19 protein-coding genes are annotated in these 16,190 nt (G+C 63.2%); 10 read left to right on the top strand and 9 right to left on the bottom strand.

The features are described 5' to 3' along the window. Positions 1-80 precede the first annotated feature (80 nt). The gene (locus tag EPJ54_RS17230) at positions 81-2,183 is read left to right on the top strand and encodes an AsmA family protein (protein WP_135212990.1); all 2,103 of its coding nucleotides are present in this window, start codon (positions 81-83) and stop codon (positions 2,181-2,183) included. Here EPJ54_RS17230 and EPJ54_RS17225 read toward each other — a convergent pair. Together EPJ54_RS17225 and EPJ54_RS17220 are read right to left on the bottom strand one after the other, a co-directional pair. Further along, positions 2,180-3,541 (bottom strand): polysaccharide biosynthesis protein, encoded by a 1,362-nt coding sequence (locus EPJ54_RS17225; RefSeq protein ID WP_167755808.1) that lies wholly within the window; start codon positions 3,539-3,541, stop codon positions 2,180-2,182. The genes EPJ54_RS17230 and EPJ54_RS17225 overlap by 4 nt on opposite strands. 194 nt (positions 3,542-3,735) lie before the next feature. Next, a complete protein-coding gene (locus EPJ54_RS17220) occupies positions 3,736-4,488 on the bottom strand; it encodes an inositol monophosphatase family protein (protein ID WP_167755807.1) in 753 nt (250 codons plus the stop codon). Between the two features lie 86 nt (positions 4,489-4,574). Between EPJ54_RS17220 and EPJ54_RS17215 the strand changes: the two genes are divergently transcribed. From EPJ54_RS17215 to EPJ54_RS17195, 5 genes are all read left to right on the top strand, one after another. Further along, a complete protein-coding gene (locus EPJ54_RS17215; protein ID WP_135212987.1) occupies positions 4,575-5,954 on the top strand; it encodes a hypothetical protein in 1,380 nt (459 codons plus the stop codon). Positions 5,955-6,089: 135 nt separating this feature from the next. After that, the gene (locus EPJ54_RS17210) at positions 6,090-6,338 is read left to right on the top strand and encodes a hypothetical protein (RefSeq protein ID WP_135212986.1); all 249 of its coding nucleotides are present in this window, start codon (positions 6,090-6,092) and stop codon (positions 6,336-6,338) included. Next, on the top strand, positions 6,322-6,681 hold the full coding sequence (locus tag EPJ54_RS17205) for a hypothetical protein (protein WP_135212985.1): 360 nt from the start codon (positions 6,322-6,324) through the stop codon (positions 6,679-6,681). Before EPJ54_RS17210 ends, EPJ54_RS17205 begins: the two co-directional genes overlap by 17 nt. Before the next feature lie 126 nt (positions 6,682-6,807). Then, positions 6,808-7,158 carry a hypothetical protein gene (locus EPJ54_RS17200; protein ID WP_135212984.1) on the top strand — a complete coding sequence of 117 codons (351 nt, stop codon included), beginning with the start codon at positions 6,808-6,810 and terminating at the stop codon, positions 7,156-7,158. Between the two features lie 52 nt (positions 7,159-7,210). Then, entirely contained in the window at positions 7,211-7,555 is a 345-nt protein-coding gene (locus tag EPJ54_RS17195) for a zinc ribbon domain-containing protein YjdM (RefSeq protein WP_135212983.1), read from the top strand. On the opposite strand, the gene EPJ54_RS17190 is transcribed toward EPJ54_RS17195, so the two are convergent. From EPJ54_RS17190 to EPJ54_RS17175, 4 genes are read right to left on the bottom strand one after another with little or no spacing between them, the layout of a single operon-like run. Continuing rightward, positions 7,552-8,607: a glycerophosphodiester phosphodiesterase family protein gene (locus tag EPJ54_RS17190; RefSeq protein ID WP_135212982.1), complete on the bottom strand. Its 1,056-nt coding sequence runs from the start codon at positions 8,605-8,607 to the stop codon at positions 7,552-7,554. The genes EPJ54_RS17195 and EPJ54_RS17190 overlap by 4 nt on opposite strands. Beyond that, positions 8,604-8,993 carry a DUF5367 family protein gene (locus EPJ54_RS17185; protein WP_135212981.1) on the bottom strand — a complete coding sequence of 130 codons (390 nt, stop codon included), beginning with the start codon at positions 8,991-8,993 and terminating at the stop codon, positions 8,604-8,606. The genes EPJ54_RS17190 and EPJ54_RS17185 overlap by 4 nt, the downstream gene beginning before the upstream one ends. After that, on the bottom strand, positions 8,990-9,253 hold the full coding sequence (locus EPJ54_RS17180) for a hypothetical protein (RefSeq protein WP_135212980.1): 264 nt from the start codon (positions 9,251-9,253) through the stop codon (positions 8,990-8,992). The genes EPJ54_RS17185 and EPJ54_RS17180 overlap by 4 nt, the downstream gene beginning before the upstream one ends. Beyond that, entirely contained in the window at positions 9,250-10,389 is a 1,140-nt protein-coding gene (locus tag EPJ54_RS17175; RefSeq protein WP_135212979.1) for an acyl-CoA dehydrogenase family protein, read from the bottom strand. Before EPJ54_RS17175 ends, EPJ54_RS17180 begins: the two co-directional genes overlap by 4 nt. A 129-nt stretch (positions 10,390-10,518) precedes the next feature. Here EPJ54_RS17175 and EPJ54_RS17170 point away from each other — a divergent pair, with 129 nt between their 5' ends. The 4 genes from EPJ54_RS17170 (at position 10,519) to EPJ54_RS17155 (ending at position 12,532) form a co-directional block, all read left to right on the top strand. After that, a complete protein-coding gene (locus tag EPJ54_RS17170; protein WP_135212978.1) occupies positions 10,519-10,779 on the top strand; it encodes a hypothetical protein in 261 nt (86 codons plus the stop codon). A gap of 70 nt (positions 10,780-10,849) precedes the next feature. Further along, positions 10,850-11,104 (top strand): hypothetical protein, encoded by a 255-nt coding sequence (locus EPJ54_RS17165; RefSeq protein ID WP_135212977.1) that lies wholly within the window; start codon positions 10,850-10,852, stop codon positions 11,102-11,104. Between the two features lie 148 nt (positions 11,105-11,252). Next, positions 11,253-12,137 (top strand): DMT family transporter, encoded by an 885-nt coding sequence (locus EPJ54_RS17160; RefSeq protein ID WP_135212976.1) that lies wholly within the window; start codon positions 11,253-11,255, stop codon positions 12,135-12,137. After that, on the top strand, positions 12,134-12,532 hold the full coding sequence (locus EPJ54_RS17155) for a PaaI family thioesterase (RefSeq protein ID WP_239590999.1): 399 nt from the start codon (positions 12,134-12,136) through the stop codon (positions 12,530-12,532). The genes EPJ54_RS17160 and EPJ54_RS17155 overlap by 4 nt, the downstream gene beginning before the upstream one ends. On the opposite strand, the gene EPJ54_RS17150 is transcribed toward EPJ54_RS17155, so the two are convergent. The 3 genes from EPJ54_RS17150 to EPJ54_RS17140 all read right to left on the bottom strand — a co-directional run bounded on the left by EPJ54_RS17150 (position 12,529) and on the right by EPJ54_RS17140 (position 16,108). Continuing rightward, entirely contained in the window at positions 12,529-14,529 is a 2,001-nt protein-coding gene (locus EPJ54_RS17150) for an elongation factor G (RefSeq protein WP_135212975.1), read from the bottom strand. The two genes, EPJ54_RS17155 and EPJ54_RS17150, sit on opposite strands and share 4 nt — an antisense overlap. 131 nt (positions 14,530-14,660) lie before the next feature. Next, positions 14,661-15,170: a hypothetical protein gene (locus tag EPJ54_RS17145; protein ID WP_135212974.1), complete on the bottom strand. Its 510-nt coding sequence runs from the start codon at positions 15,168-15,170 to the stop codon at positions 14,661-14,663. A gap of 11 nt (positions 15,171-15,181) precedes the next feature. Next, the gene (locus EPJ54_RS17140; protein WP_135212973.1) at positions 15,182-16,108 is read right to left on the bottom strand and encodes a pirin family protein; all 927 of its coding nucleotides are present in this window, start codon (positions 16,106-16,108) and stop codon (positions 15,182-15,184) included. Positions 16,109-16,190: the final 82 nt, after the last annotated feature.

The raw sequence follows: 16,190 nt of genomic DNA, 5'->3' as shown, positions 1-16,190 counted from the left end.
GGCGGCGGAACCGCCTAGGGCGCGGTACGTCTCGATTTTGTCGTGCGGGAACACTAGGTTGTGATCGAAGAGGACGTTTCATGGCGCTCAGCATCAAGGCCCTCAATCTGAAGACGATCGGCATCGCCGTTGGCGCGCTCGTAGCGCTGCTCGTGCTGGCGGTGGTGATTTTCTTCGTTTTCTTCCCGAAAGATTTGGCCGCCGCCGAAGCCGAGCGCCGCATCGAGGAAGCCACCGGCCGAGATCTCACGCTTGGCGACGATATCCAGATCACCTTCTGGCCCGCGCTCGGCTTTTCCGTGAATGACGCGATGCTCTCCAATCCCGAAGACTTCCCCTCCGACGAAGCCTTCCTCGCCGCCAATCGCATCGTGTTCGCCGTGAAGGTGATGCCTCTGCTGCGCGGCGCGATCGAGGTGAAGGAATTGATCCTCGATGGCGCCGAAGTGCGACTCCGCGCCGAGGATGACGCAGCCGCCAACAACAATTGGACCTTCCCGACCGAAAACAATTCCCAGCAGGAAAACACGCTCGAAGATCTGCGCCTCGATGATGTGCGCATGATCGACAGCATGATCTCGTTCCAAGGCGCCGAGGGCGAGCCGCTGGTGTTGCAAGACGTCGATGCGAGCCTGGCGCTGCAATCGCTCGATCTACCGGCGCAGCTGCAAGCCGCGTTCGATTATCGCAACCAGCGCATCAACCTTGAGAGCAATATCGGCCTGCCGCGCGCCGTGTTGGAGCAAGGCGAAACGCCCTTCTCCGCCGCTGTACGCTCCGATCCCCTGCAAGCCAATTTCGAAGGCGTGTTCCATTCGGCCACCGGCGCGCTGACCGGCGGCGTCGACGCGAGCGGCAATTCACTGCGCGCGCTGATGGCTTGGATAGGCACGCCGATGGCGGCCGGCGGCGGCTTCGGCCCGTTCAATGTCGAAGGCCAGATGGCTCATGAAGGCCAGCAAACGGCGCTCACCGACGCCACACTGCGCCTGGACGATATCAACGCCAACGGCAGTCTTACGCTGATCACGCAAGAGAGCGGCCGCTTGCGCGTCAATGGCGCGCTCAGCTCCGCCGCGATCGATCTCAACACCTACCTCCCACCGCCGGCGCAAGCCGGCCAAGAAGGCGTCGAGGTCGACACCGCCTGGAGCACATCGCCGCTCGATCTCTCCGGCCTGCGCGCGCTCGATGCGGATTTGCAGCTCAATCTTGGCTCGCTGCGCTTCCAGCGCATGAGCTTTGCCGATGTGGCGCTGGCGCTGCGCGTCGCCAATGGCGCCGCCGACGCCCGACTCACCCGCATTTCCATGTATGATGGCGGCGGCACGGCGCGCTTGATCGCCGATGGCTCGGGCGCGACGCCGCGCATCGCGTTCGAGATTGATGCGCAAAACGTCCAAGCCGAAACACTGCTGCGCGACGCGATCGGCTTCGACAAGATCGTCGGCCGTGGCCGCCTCCGCGCTTCGCTCGTCGGCACGGGAACATCGCAAGCAGCGCTCATGCGCTCGCTGCACGGCAACGCCTCGTTCAATTTCAATGACGGCCAATGGAAGGGCGTGAACCTCGCGCAGATCGCGCGCACGGTGCAATCAGCGCTCACGGGCCAGGCCGCGGGCGAAGGCTCGTCCACCGATTTCGCCGAGCTCTCGGCGACATTCGCTGTCGCCGATGGCGTAATGGCCACCAACGACATGCGCATGCTCAATCCCTATGTGCGGCTCGAAGGCAGCGGCTTGGTCAATATCGGCGCGCAAACCATCGACATGCGCATCGCGCCGCGCGCCGTGAACAACGCTCAAGGCCAAGGCGGCGACGCTAGCGTCGCAGGCCTCGGCGTGCCGTTCCGCATCAGCGGGCCGTGGTCGCGCGTGAGCTTCCGCCCCGCACTCGAAGAAGTGGTGCAAAACCAATTGCGCGACATCCTCTCGCGCCAAGAGCAAGGCAGTCCGCTCGCAACGCTCGGCGAAGCCCTGTTCGGCCGCACGCCCGCCGCGACCACGCCGCCGGCAACGGAAACGCCAGCGTCCAGCGACGGCGAAACGCCCGCCGCTGAAACGCCTGCGCAAACGCCGGCTCAACAAGAGCCAACGCGCTCAACCAATCCGCTCGAAGAAATCCTCCGCCGCGCCCGCGAACAACGCGAGCAAAAGCAGACGACGCCAGCGCCGACGCCTTAAGCGAGTTTGAGTTCGGTTTCGGCCGTCTCGGCCACAGTCGCCACTGCGGCGAACAATTCGGCGGTCAGTTCGACCTCTGCGCCCTCGCGCGCGAGGAGCGTTAGGCGCTCCATCAGTTCATGCAGTTCGCCCAGACCACGCGGTGGCGATTGCGCAGCGATCAGGCCATCGGCTGGGCCGGCTTCTTCGGCTTCGTCGGACGCGATCAGGCTCTCGTGCAGCTTCTCACCCGGGCGCAAGCCGGTGAAGACGATGCTGACGTCTTCGTCCGGCCGCTGACCGGAGAGCCGGATCGTCTCGCGCGCCAATTCCACGATCGAAAGCGCTTCGCCCATGTCGATCGTGAGCACCGCGCCACGGCGCTCGTCCGCGAAACTCGCGGCGGCCGCGTGTAACAGCGCGTCCGCTGCTTGCGGGATCGAGATAAAATAGCGCGTGACCTGCGGATCGGTGACCGTGAGCGGGCCGCCCATGGCGAGCTGCTTCTCAAAGATCGGCGCAACGGAGCCGGCCGAGCCCAACACATTGCCCAGACGCACGGGGATGGCGCGGCGCGGGCCACGGCGATCGAGCGACTGGCAATACATTTCGCCCAGGCGCTTCGAAGCGCCCATCACGCCGGAGGGATCAACCGCCTTGTCGGTCGACAAGAACACAAGCTCCGCATCCACCAGTTGCGCCGCTTCCGCGACATTGCGCAGACCGTTCACATTGGTGAGCACACCTTCACTTGGGAAGGCTTCGACAAGCGGCACCTGCTTCAGCGCCGCCGCGTGGAAAACGATCTGGGGCCGCTCGCGTGTGAACCAACGACGCACCGAAGCGGCATCGCGCACGTCCGCCATAACAATGCGCGCATCGCGCAATTCGTTACCGATGCGGAAGAGATTGTATTCGGAGCTATCGAGCAGCGTGAGTTGCGCCGGATTGCAAACCGCCAATCGGCGCGCGAGCTCCGAGCCGATCGAGCCGCCGCCGCCTGTGATCAACACACGCTTGCCGGCAAACGTGTTGGCGATGCGGGCGGCGTCGATATCCGCCAGCGAGCCGCCGATCAGATCGCGAAGCGCCAGTGGCCTCAGCAGCCCACCTTCGATCAATTCGATGCGCATCCGCGCGTTGGCGGCTTTGTGCAGCAAATCACGCGACAACGCGGCTGAGCGCGGTGGCTCAGCCAGCACAAGTGTTTGGCACCCTAAAGCGTCAGTATTCAGCGCATCCCAGGCGGGAAGTCTTGCTATCAGCTGCGGTTCAACTTCGCCGGGGCCGATAACGACCGCGCCGTGCAAAGTCATTCCGCGGGCGCGCCAAATATCGCGCGCGGACCAAGCGTCACGCACGGCGGAGGCGGAACCCATTATGATCGCCGCTAGCGTCATCCCCTCGCTCGCCGACCCAAAACCGACCAACACCCTCTCGCCGAATCAAACCGCCCTGTCCACCGCATGCTTCAGCAGAGGTTGTAACGATTCCCTGATCGAACGCGGCTGTACAGTCTTTCCGTCGAAAAACTTGCGCATGCCCACGAAATCGCCATGCGTTGAGCTGGGGATTAGTCCGGCAATGTGACACGTGCGTTACATGCGGCCACTTCGAGTGGACGGTCGAGACGACCACCGCTGATACGGAACTCTCCGCCCGCCGCCTTCACCAATGCGCAACCGGCGGCCACGTCCCAAATCATGGAACCTGATTCACGGTACGCTTCGGCGCGTCCGGCCGCGACATACGCCAGCGCAGAGGCAGCCGAGCCGATCATCCGCACTTTACGCCATGTTTTCAGACGCTCTTCGAACAGAAGCATCGATTCTGGCGTCGCGCGCGACGGAACTCCAGTCTGCAAAATGCCGCTCGACGGCGCGTCGATCTGCGACACGCGCATCGGTGCGCCGTTCAGCCAGGCGCCTTCGCCGACGATGCCGGTGAAGCGCTCGTTTAGAGCAAAGCAATCGACGACGCCCAGGATGGGCTGGCCATTATCGAGCAATGCGATCGAAACCGCGCAATGCGGATAGTCGCGCAAATAATTGACGCTGCCGTCAAGTGGATCGACCGCCCAGATAAAGCGATCGCCGCGCTCGGTCGCGCGCACCCAGCCGGCCTCCTCCGAGATCACGGCATAGGGCGAGGCTTTCTCCAAAGCGGCGAGGATCAAGGCTTCAGCATGCTTGTCAGCGTCGATTTTGACCTCGCGGCCCTCCTCGGCGGCGACCACGCTCCAGGCGGTGCGATGGGTCTTCAAAGCGGCGCCTGCCTCGATGGCGGCGGCTACGGCGATAGCCAAGAGATCGCGTAAATCGCTCAAGATGTGCTCCCGATGGCGTGATAGCGCCCCCGCTGCTCTTGGAGAAGCGCCGGTTCCGCGCTTTAGTGCCGCCCCGGGAGCGGGCGATGGACGGCGGCGGGCAAGCCAGGGCCAATGAGCGCGCGGCCAAACCGCCGCAAGGCTTCAGCACTTCGGCGCTGGAGAAGCGGCTCCATCTCCGCAAACGCGCCCGCGAGGACGCCGCCCACAATTCCCCGCGCCACGATGCCGAGGATCTTTCTAGCGCCGAGCGCGCCGTATTGGAGGCGGTCGCCGCCGAACGCGCGCATGTCGATCAAGCCCGCAACGAAGCGAGGGCTGAAGCGGAACGTCGCTTACGCGCACTTGCGCCAACGCCACAGGATTTCGCCGGCCCAGCACTCGATGCGCGGCTGGCGCTGAAACAAGCCGCCGGCCGCGTCGGCCATGATTGGGGCGAGGCCGCCGACCGCGCTGCGCAAGCGCGCGCCGATCTCGATGCATTCAAGAAGGCCAACCAATTGCGCCGCGGCGCCGTCTATCCGAGTTCGACGCTGTTGCAGGCGGGGCTGCTGTTGTGTGCTGCGGTGTTCGAAGCTTTGTTCAGCGCCGCACTCTTCGCCGAGGACGATGCGCGCGGCTTGCTGGGCGACGCCATCACCGCGATTGGGCTCTCCGGCGCAAACGTCACGCTCGGCTATCTCGCGGGCTTTTTGGGCCTGCGTTACCTGCAGCACATCAAGCTGCCGATCAAAGTGTTGGGCGGATTCGCGTTCGCGCTGTTCACCGCGCTGGCGTTGATGCTCAATCTCTTCGCCGCCGATTGGCGCGATCAGATGGCGGCGATGGCCGGGCGCGAAGTGGACTTGGGCTCCGGTGCGAGCTTCCGTTTCTGGTCGCTGCTGCAATTGGATTCACCGCAAGCCATTATCCTGTTGATGCTCGGCGCCGGCGTCTGGGTGTTCGCCACGCGCAAAGGCTATTCCGGCTTCGACGATCCCTATCCAGATTTCGGCAAGATGGACCGCGCGGCCCAGGACGCCGCGCATGCACTCTCCGATCTCCGCGCCGAAGCGCGACGTGAGCTGGAGGCGCCGATCGAGGCCGCGAAAATCGCGCTGGCCGCGCGGCTCGAAAAAATGCGCGCCGAGTACGAGGCGATGAGCAAAGCCTTCGACACCGCCGCGCTCAAAATGGAGACGCTGGATTCCAAAGCGCGCGCGCTTGATGAGGCCGCAGCCGGCGCGATCCACATCTATCGCCAAGAAAACGCCGCCGTCCGCACCACGCCGGCGCCGCCCTATTTCAGCGTGCCGCCACCCATCGTCGGCCCCTCGCTCGATGCGCTGGGCCCCTCGGCGTCGATGATCGACGATGCGCGTGCGCGCCTTGAAGAGGCGCAGAAGCAATCGACGCAGGCGTTGGAAGGCCTGCTGCGCGATCTCGAAGACGCCGCTGCACGTCTCGACGCGGGCGCGGCCGCATGAGACGCGGGCGCGGCGTGGGCGGTCGCAACGTGCTGGGCGTCGTGCCCATCATCGCGGCGATGCTGGTGTTGGGGGCTTGGGCGCGGCGACGTTTTTCCTGCGCCCCCACCGACGGACGAAGAAACGCTCTGCCGCATGGACGCACCACTTCAAGCGCACACGATCGTGCTGGTGGATTCCACCGATCGTTTTGAGGCGCGCCATCGCCGCAAATTGCGCGCTGTGCTGGCACGAGAACGCGCGCGGCTTGGCCAATATGATCGCCTCACGATCATGCGACTCAATGTGCGCCGACCGCAGGAGCCCGCGATCCTCTTTTCGCGCTGCCTGCCGCGCCCGCCCGAGCAAACCAATCCGCTGTTTGAGAATGCGCGCATGGCGTAGCAGCGTTGGGACGACGATTTCGCCGGCGCGCTCGATAGCGCGTTGTGCTCGGCGCAATCGGGCGGGCCTGCGCGCCTCGCCGATCATCACCAGCCTACGCGCCGTCGCCGCCGATCCTGATTTCGGCGCCGAAATACCGAGCCGTCGTCTCGTGCTGATGTCCGACCTGCTGGAGCACGATCCGCAAGGCTATTCGCTCCACGCCGAAGGCGCCGCGTTCAGCGCGTGGCGTGCGTCTTCTCCACAAGGCCCGCGGGATTTCGCGCGCGTCGATGTGCGCATCGTGCCGATTGATCGCCCGGATCACGCGGAACGCCAATCCGTTGCGCTTGCGGAATTTTAGCCAGAGTTATTCGACGCTTCTGATGTCCAAACCGTAAGCTTCGATCCCGCGCCCTAACGCCTAGCCTTCGTACCGCGCCGACTCATATTAGAGTCACATTCGGGTAGGCGTTCCTGGAGGGCATGGGTGAGCACGAACACGTTTTCTTGGCAGGGCGGCACGGGCCGTTGGTACGAGTTCGAGATCGTGCGCGCGCAACGCGCGTGGGAGCCCGTGGGCGGAATCTATATGTTCGTGAAGCCGCAAGAGCAGCAGCAAGATTGGGGCGGCCCAATTTCGCTGTTCGTCGCCAAGACCGATGATTTCTCCACCACGCTGGCGCGCCACGATATGTGGCAGGCGGCGCAAAATCTCGGCGCGAAGGAAATTCACATCCTCGTGGTGAAAGACCCGCAGACGCGTGAACGCGTCGAGAAGGACGTGCTCGAAGCGCAAGCACCGATCCTCAACCGCAACATGCTGCGCCGTGTCGCTTAAGCGGACCACACGCCACATTCCAAAGTGCTGACTCGGGCGGTAGGAGCTTTTCATGAGCACCCTGCCGCCTTGCCCGAATTGCGCGTCCGTACTCACCTATGAAGACCCGCCGCTCTTCATTTGCCCTGAGTGCGCGCATGAATGGTCGGCCGAAAGCACAGCTAATGCCGCGCAGGATGGCGACGCCGTTATCCGCGACGCAAATGGCCAAGTGCTCGCGGATGGCGATACCGTCGTCGTGATCAAGGACCTCAAGGTCAAAGGCGCGTCACAAGCGCTCAAGGTCGGCACCAAGGTCAAGAACATCCGCCTAGTCGGCGGCGATCACGACATCGATTGCCGCATCGACGGCTTCGGCGCGATGAAGCTCAAATCCGAATTCGTGCGTAAAGTTTAGCCGCGCGCGGCGACCGCCGCCGCCGGATCGTCGCTGAACACGCCATCGACACCTACCGCGATGAAAGCGCGGATCTCGCGTTCGACGTCGCCGCGCATGGCGAGGTAGGGGGGCGAGCTTGCGTCGCCGGCGCGCATGTCGTTGGCCAAGAAATAATTCTCCGGCCTGAATGTCCACGGATGCACGACGAGGTTCGCCGCATGCGCACGCGTCACAAGATCGGTGGGCGCCAGCATGAGATTTTCCGCGCTCCGCGGGATCACGAGCGACTTCTCAGGGCCGAGACCGCGCGCGTACTCGGCGACGCGGCGTAGGCCGTCATCGCTCAGCATCTGCGCATAAGTGAGATCGCGCCGATCCCACGGTCCGCCTTCGGACGACACAAGCTGCACGCACTGCCAGCGGAGCGACGACATCTGCGCCAGCAGCGGCAGCGGCCAAATCTCAAAGCATTGCACGAACAGGCGATCGGCGACGCGTTGCCCACCGGCCTCGCGTACGGCGGCGATGAAAGCAGGCACAGGATCAAGCCCCTGCTCGCGCAGGAAGGTCGGGTGCTTCAATTCAGGATAGGCGCCGACATTGTGCTCAGCCGCAAGCGCCAGCACTTCGACAAACGTCGGGATTTGCTCCTGGCCATTATAGGCGGTGTTGGCTTGGCGGAGTTGCGGGATGCGCTCGATGCAACGCAGCGTCTTCAGCTCGGCCAGCGTGAAATCTTCCACCCACCAGCCGGTCGCGGTGACGCCATCGACCACCTTCTCCTTGCGGCGGTCGGCAAACTCAGCTTGCTGCGCCACATCGGTCGTGCCGGAGATTTCGTTCTCGTGACGGCAGACGAGCACGCCGTCGCGTGTCATCACCAAATCCGGCTCGATGAAATCGGCGCCCTGCGCAATCGCCAGACGATACGCCGCCAACGTGTGCTCCGGCCGAAACGCGCTGGCGCCACGATGCGCGATCACGATGGGCCGCGTGTGCGTGGTCGATTCACTCATGCTCGCGCATCCCGCCAGCGTCGCCGCGCCCAACACCACATCGCGCCGCCTCATACGCGCTCATCCTGCGGCGCAAGCTTCGTCGTCCACAGCCCCATGAACAGGATCGACGCGCCGAACAGCAGCGACCATGCGCCAAACGTGGCGTCCAGCGTGGCGTCAAGATTCGGGAAGGCGGTTGGAAATTCGTGCGTGAGGAAGCCGTTGAGCATCAGCACAGGAAGCGTCAAGCCGATTGCGGCTTCACCTTCGTCACCGCGCGCCTCACCCAAAAGCTTGAGCGCCACCAGCGCGCACACCACGCCGACAACCGGCGCTGAGAGAAACGTGATCAGCCGCAAGCCTTCGTCCGGCAGGAAGAAATATTGGCCGCCCAACCGAAACGCCGCTGCGATCGCAAGCCACAGCAAAAAGCCCAATCCCATTGCGCGCATAATCATGATTGCGTGTCTCCACCTGCGCCCAGCGCCATCAAGAGGTCGACGACCTTGGCCAGCTTTTCGTCCGAAACAGGGCAGCCGATCGCTTCGGCCGCCGTGACACGGAGATAGTCGGCGACCATCTCGCGCGGCTTGCGCTCAATCAAGAGACGCAAGACCGACGGCACGTAATCATCATATTCGTCGGCAGGTACGCCACATCCGATCGGGTCCCAATCCTCCCAGAGGATTTTCCGGACCGACCGGAAATCGACGCTCATCCCCGCAACATTTCACGCGAGATGATGACGCGCATGATCTCGTTGGTGCCTTCGAGAATCCGGTGCACGCGAAGATCGCGGACGATGCGTTCGACTTCGTAATCGGCCAGATAGCCGTAACCGCCATGTAGCTGCAGTGCTTGGTCGGCGACTTTGAACGCGGTGTCGGTCACGAAGCGCTTGGCCATCGCGCAATACTTGGAGGCGTCCGGCGCCTTCGCATCGAGCTTACGCGCCGCCGCATACAGGAGCGCGCGCGCGGCGGCGAGTTCGGTTTCCATATCAGCCAGCACGAATTGCGTGTTCTGAAAATCGGCGATGGGTTTGCCGAATTGCTTGCGCTCTTTCACATATTGCAGCGCACGATCCAAAGCGTCCTGCGCGCCACCCAAGGCGCAGGCCGCGATATTCAAGCGCCCGCCATCGAGGCCCTTCATCGCGTATTTGAAACCCTCGCCTTCGGGACCGACGCGATTGTCGACTGACACGCAGCAATCTTCGAAATTCACGATCGCAGTCGGTTGCGCGCGCCAACCCATCTTGTCTTCAGCTTTTCCGAACGAGAGGCCCTTCGCGCCATTCTCGACCAGCAGCGTCGACACGCCCTTCGGCCCGTCATCGCCGGTGCGGCACATCAGAACGTAAAGATCGGAAAAGCCCGCTCCCGAGATGAACGCCTTCGAGCCGTTGACGACGTATTGGGAATTGCCGTCCGGCTTCGCTGTCGTGCGCAACGCAGCAGCGTCCGAACCCGAACCCGGCTCGGTCAAACAATAGGACGCGATCGTTTGCATCGTCGTCAGCTTCGGCAGCCAATGCGCGCGTTGTTCGGCGCTGGCGAAGCTGTCGATCATCCACGAGCACATATTGTGGATCGACAAGAACGCCGCCGTCGAAATGCACCCGCGCGACAGCTCTTCAAAGATCAAAGCCGCATCGAGCCGCGTGAGCCCCGAGCCGCCGTGCTCCTCGCCGACATAAATGCCGGCAAAGCCCAGCCCTGCGAGTTCCTGCAGCACGCCGCGATCGAGGCCCTCCTCTTCCCAGCGGGCTGCGTTCGGACGCAATTTTTCTTGCGCAAAGGCGCGCGCGGTTTCGACAATAAGTTGTTGGTCTTCCGTAAGTTCGGCGGACATTGTTCCCTCGTTTGCTCGCCTTATAGCCCTCCATTGCCGCAATTCCAGCGTTCCTGGGCAGGAACCGTCCACATCCTCAGGTGTTTGAGTGTGCCGCCCGGCGCTCGGGGGCGCGAAATGGAGACGATTATGCGTAAGACTATCGCCACGGCGATTGCGGCGGCCGCGATGCTGAGCTTGGCCGCGTGCGGTGAGAACAACGCGGAGCAATCCGGCGAAAATCTCGATTCCGCCATCGAAGAAGCGACGCAAGGCAACGAAAACCTTGGCGACGGCCCGCTCGAACAGGCTGGCGAGTCGATAGATGAAGCCACCGGCAACGAACAGAACAACGATCTCGGCGATGCCGTGAACGACGCCACGGACGGCGACGCCAGCACCAATCCGTAGGAACCGTGTTCTGAACAACACGTTCACTCAGTTGGCGGCGCACGCCGTCGGAGACCAACAGGAGACACCAATGTTGAAGTCCTTGCTGGCCGCCACCGCGGCGGCTGCGTTGCTGAGCGTCGCCGCGTGCGGCCAAGGCGCCAATGAAGAAGCGGGCGAAGCGGCTGACACCGCCTACGAACAATCCACCACTGGCTCCACCGATCTGGGCCAAGGCCCGATGGAAGAAGCCGGCGAAGCCATCGATGAAACGACGGAAGGCGCGCCGTCGGGCACGACGCCGACAGCGCCGCCGGCTGAATCGCCACCCGCCACGACCCCGTAACGCGATCCTCGATTGCGTTGCAGCAACGCCCTTCGCGCCCTCGGTGCGGAGGGCGTTTTCGTTTGTCCGGCGTGCAATCCCCTACATCGAATAGCGATTGCCGCCGCGCGCAGGCTGCGCCACAACCCCCGGCCCTTGGGGAGTCACGATGTTCAGCCGCTTGCCGCCAGCGCTTGTGTTGACAGGCGCCATCGTCGCCGGTTCGGCGATGGACGCGACGATCAAGTTTCTGTCGATGACCAACCATGTTCTGTTGGTCGCATTCGGTCGCTATTTGTTTGGCGCGCTGTTCTCATTCGCGATTTGGCAGCGCGCCGGCATGCCGGTGATTACCAAAGAGATGTGGCGCGCACATGGGCTACGCGGCTTCGTCATCGCGGCGTGCGCGGTGCTCTTCTTCTGGTCACTGAGCATTTTGCCGCTCGCCGAAGCAGTGACGCTCTCCTTCATCTATCCGCTGCTCGCGCCTTTCGTAGCGGCTGTGATCCTGAAGGAGCGCATTCGGGCGTCGAGCCTGATTTGCGCGCTTGTCGGGTTCGCTGGCGTCATCATCGCGATGCAGGGCGCGCCAGGCACCGCCGACTCGCCGCAGCATGCGATTGGCGTGACTGCTGTTCTGGTCTCCGCCGCCTTCTTCTCCATTGCGATGGTGCTACTGCGCGAGCGCGCGCAGAAGGATGGCGCCCCGATCGTTGGGCTCATGACGAGCTTTATCCCTGGGGTAATCCTTCTCATTCCCACCATCGCGTTCGCGACGCCGCCAACCTTGAGCGACTGGCCGTTCTTCTTCCAGCTCGGCGCGTTGGCGGCGGTGTTCATGTATCTGATGGCGCAAGCGTACGCGCGCGCCGAAGCGCAACAGCTCGCGCCGATCCACTACACCGAACTGTTGTGGGCCAGCGTGATCGGCTACATCATTTTCCGCGAAACGCCACGCCCAGAGATTTACGCGGGCGCAGCCCTCATCGTCGCCGCGTGCTTGTACGCAGCTTATGACGAGCGCCGGCTGACGCGCCTGAAGGAGCAGACATGAGCAATCTCGCCGCCACCATGCCGTTCGCGACTTTGATGGGCGTGGAGATCGAGGACGCGACGCCGGATCGCGTCGTTGGCGCGCTCCTCGTGCGCGACGATCTCTGCACCGCCGGCGGCATTCTACACGGCGGCGCGATCATGGCGTTCGCGGATTCGTTGGGCGCCATCGGCGGCTTTCTCTCACTACCCGAAGGCGCAATCGGCACGACGACGCTGGAGAGCAAGACGAATTTTCTCGGCGGCGCCAAAGCGGGCAAAATTGTGCGCGGCGAGACGACGCCTTTGCATCGCGGCAAGCGCATGAGCGTGTGGCAAACCAAGATCACCAGCGAAGACGGCAAAACCGTCGCGCTGGTGATCCAAACGCAGATGGCGCTGTTCGCGGGCGGCTAAGCCGCCGCGTGCTGCGCCCGTTTCGCGACATCATCGGCACGACGCCCCGTCAGCTCGACCATGTGATCGAACTCCGCTTCGTACGTCGCCAAGCCTTGCGTCATTGAGCGCAGCTCGATGATGAAATTCTGCCGCTCCGAATGCGGCAGATACGCTTCGACCTTATCCCAACCAGGCCAGCCTTCGCGCGGCTCGAAGCCGAGGATCTGGCCGTTGTGCGACGACACCGCCGAATTGATTTTCGGCGTACCGGCGCTCGGCGTGTAGATCGTGAGCTTCTCGACCGGCTCCAGGATCACGGAATCGCATTCGGCCAGCGCTTCGCTCATGCCGAGGCGGCCGGCCATCTGGAACGCAAGCTCGCTTGAATCCACCGAATGGAACGAACCGTCGATCAGCGTGACTTGCACATCGACGACCGGGAACCCTTTCGGTCCCTTCGCCATCGCGTCCTTTACGCCTGCTTCCACCGCCGGAATCCACTGACGCGGAATGGCGCCGCCCGTGATCTTATCGACAAACTCAAAGCCCGAGCCGCGCGGCAGCGGCTTCACTTGGATCACGCAATCGCCGAACTGGCCGTGACCGCCCGTCTGCTTCTTGTGCCGCCCGCGCTTTTCGGCGCTACGGCGAATGCTCTCCTGATACGGCGTGCTCGGCCGTTGTGCGGAGACTTCCACGCCGAAACGCGCCTTCAATCGGTCCAGCACCGTGCGCAGATGCGGCTCGCCTTGGCCCTGCAGCAGAATCTCGTGCGTCGTTTGATCGTGCACAACCGCCAGGCCGGAATCTTCCTCGACCAATTTCTGCAGCGCGCCGGAGAGACGCACATCGTCTTTCCGATCCTTGGTGGCGATCGCCAGCTGATAGACCGGGAAACGCTTCTCGAAGGGCATCTTGATCTTCGCCGCCGGCGCGCCCGCGCCCAGCATGTCCCCGGCCGCCACTGGATCGAGCTTGCCGATCGCGATGACATCGCCTTCGCGCGCATCGCTGATCTTCTTGGTCTGCCCGTTATTCACGGAAAAGAGCGCGCCCGGTCGCTGTTGCGACCCATCGCTCAGCGTGATCTGCGTGCTGTCCGCCAACGCGCCGCCAAACACGCGCGCATACGCAAGCTTGCCGGCCTGCCCTGCGTGCGAGATTTTCATCACGTATGCGCCGGCGCCGTTCAGCCCCAAGCGCGCGGCCGCATGTTGCGGCTCCGGCGTGTCATGGCGCAATGCTTTCAGCAGCCGGCGAATGCCCGCGCCCTGCGCGGTGGCGCCAAAGAATACTGGCGCAATCAACCCTTCGCGCGTCTCGCGCACAAGATCGGCGAACACAACATCCTGATCCGGCGTCACATCCGACAGCAGGCTTTCCATCAGTTCGTCATCAAAGTCAGCAAGCTGTTCGAGCATGTGAAACCGCGCTTCGGTTTCGCGCTCGGCCAGGTCCGCCGGAATATCGATGCGCTGCGACGGCTTGCCCTGCTGATAGAGAAACGCCCGCTCCATCGCGAGATCCACGAAACCCGAGACGTGATCGTCTTTCCAGATCGGAATCTGCCGCGCCACCAAAGGCAATGCACTCACGCCTTGCAGCACTTCCAACAAATCGCGGATACGCCCGCGCGCGGTGTCGATCTTGTTGATGAACAGCGCGTGCGGAACTTTCAGCTGTTCGATCGCTTTCAAGAAGGGTTGCAACAGCACGGCTTTGTCTGGATCAGGATCGGCGACGACGATCGCTATGTCGGCGGCGGGTAAAGCGAAATCCGCGTCGGCCAGAAAGTCGACAGCGCCGGGCGCGTCGATGAGCGCGTAATGGTCGCCCATATAGTCGATGGCGGTGAAGCCGGTTTCAGTGGATTGGCCGGCGGCGTTCGGGACTGCGCCCGAACCGCCCGAGGCGGCCGATGCCAGAGCTTGGATCAACGCCGTCTTGCCCGCCCCGGTCGGACCGACGACGGCGATTGCCCTCACGTTGTGATTGCTCGATTTATGCGCAGCCATGGCGCTGCCTCCCTTTCGGTTCGGGCGGCGCCCCATGCGCGGATTGTGCGGCGGGCGCCGCTTCTCGCTTATGGCGGCCTGTCGAGGCCGTGCATTCACTGTTTCACGAACAGAACGAGGCGCCAAGCGCCTTAGGTCGGCCACACCAGATCAAATCTTTTGCCGGCTGGTGCAGCCATCCATTCCTTCGCAAACGCGGCAATGCGCGCGCGGATTGAAGCGATCGTTTCGTCATTGAGCGCAGGGCACGGCACGAACGAATGCGCGCACGCGACGGACGCGATTTCGCGAAACGTCTCGTTGTCCGCTGGCGCGCCCCAGAAATCCGCTTCGAAACATTCGACGACGCGCTCGGCTTGGATCAGCTCGACGATATCCGCAGACGGAATTTCCGCGCGCGATGCGCTCGCGTGCCCGCCTGCTTTCGCAATCTCCTGAATATCGCCAGGCGCCACGCCCTCCGCGATCATGCCCCAGAAGCCGCGTTTGAGACCCAGCGCCTGTTCGACAGCCAGATGCACGAAGTCGTGAGGGATCGGCCCCTTCTTTGGAAACTCAAAGCGGGACGCGCTGATACCTGCGCCAGCGATCTCGACCGTGTCCTGTGTGGCGCCTTTGGTGAGGCTGATTGTGAGAGCCATTGGTAAGCGCTTCAGTGATCCGGCAGCGGGATGAATTCCTTGTCGTCGCCCGGCACGGTCCCGAATTTACCGGCTTTCCAATCTTCCTTGGCCTGCTCGATCCGGTCCTTACGGGACGACACGAAATTCCACCACATGTGGCGCGGGCCGTCGAGCGAGGCGCCGCCGAGCAGCATGAAGCGCGCCGGACTGTTGGCTTTGATCGTAATGCGGTCGCCGGGTTTGAACACCAGCAAGCGACCGGCTTGAAACTTATCGCTCGCGATCTCGATTTCACCTTCTGTGATGTATAGCCCGCGCTCCTCATATTCCGGATCGAGCGGCAGCGTGGCGCCTGCGCCCAATTTGACGTCGGCGTAAAACAAATCTGAAAGCACAGCCGCAGGCGAGCGCTGGCCATAAAGCACGCCCGCGATGAGCCGGACACTCTTGCCCTCGCCCTCGATCACCGGCAGTTCGGCCTTGCCGTAATGGGCAAAAGTCGGCTCGCTCTCTTCCTTGTCCGCCGGCAGCGCCACCCAGGCCTGCAAGCCAAACAGCGGATGAGCGCCCGCGCGCACGTCCGGGGCCGTGCGCTCCGAATGCGCGATGCCGCGCCCTGCGCTCATCCAATTCAGATCGCCCGGCCGGATCGCCTGCGACGACCCTAATGTATCGCGGTGATAAATCTCGCCGGCATAGAGATACGTGACCGTCGCCAGATTTATGTGCGGGTGCGGACGCACGTCAACGCCCTTGCCGGCCGCGAACTCGGCCGGCCCCATCTGATCGAGAAACACGAACGGGCCGATCATGCGCCGCTCGATTGCCGGTAACGCGCGCCGCACTTCGAATCCGCCGAGGTCTTTCGCACGCGGTACGATCACAGTTTCAAGGAAAGCGCAGGCGCTCACGTCGCCGCTTGCAGGATCGATATCGTCGCCAGGTCGTATGCTCATGCCGCTCACTCTATTCCGTTCGACATAGAGAGCAACGCAAATGCAGCGTGTTTTGTTTGTCCTTGTTTAATCTGGATTTCCC

The organism is Vitreimonas flagellata, assembly GCF_004634425.1.
GTDB lineage: Bacteria > Pseudomonadota > Alphaproteobacteria > Caulobacterales > Aquidulcibacteraceae > Vitreimonas > Vitreimonas flagellata.
The sequence above is the reverse complement of the archived record's forward strand: the minus strand, read 5'-3'. Positions and strand labels throughout refer to the sequence as shown.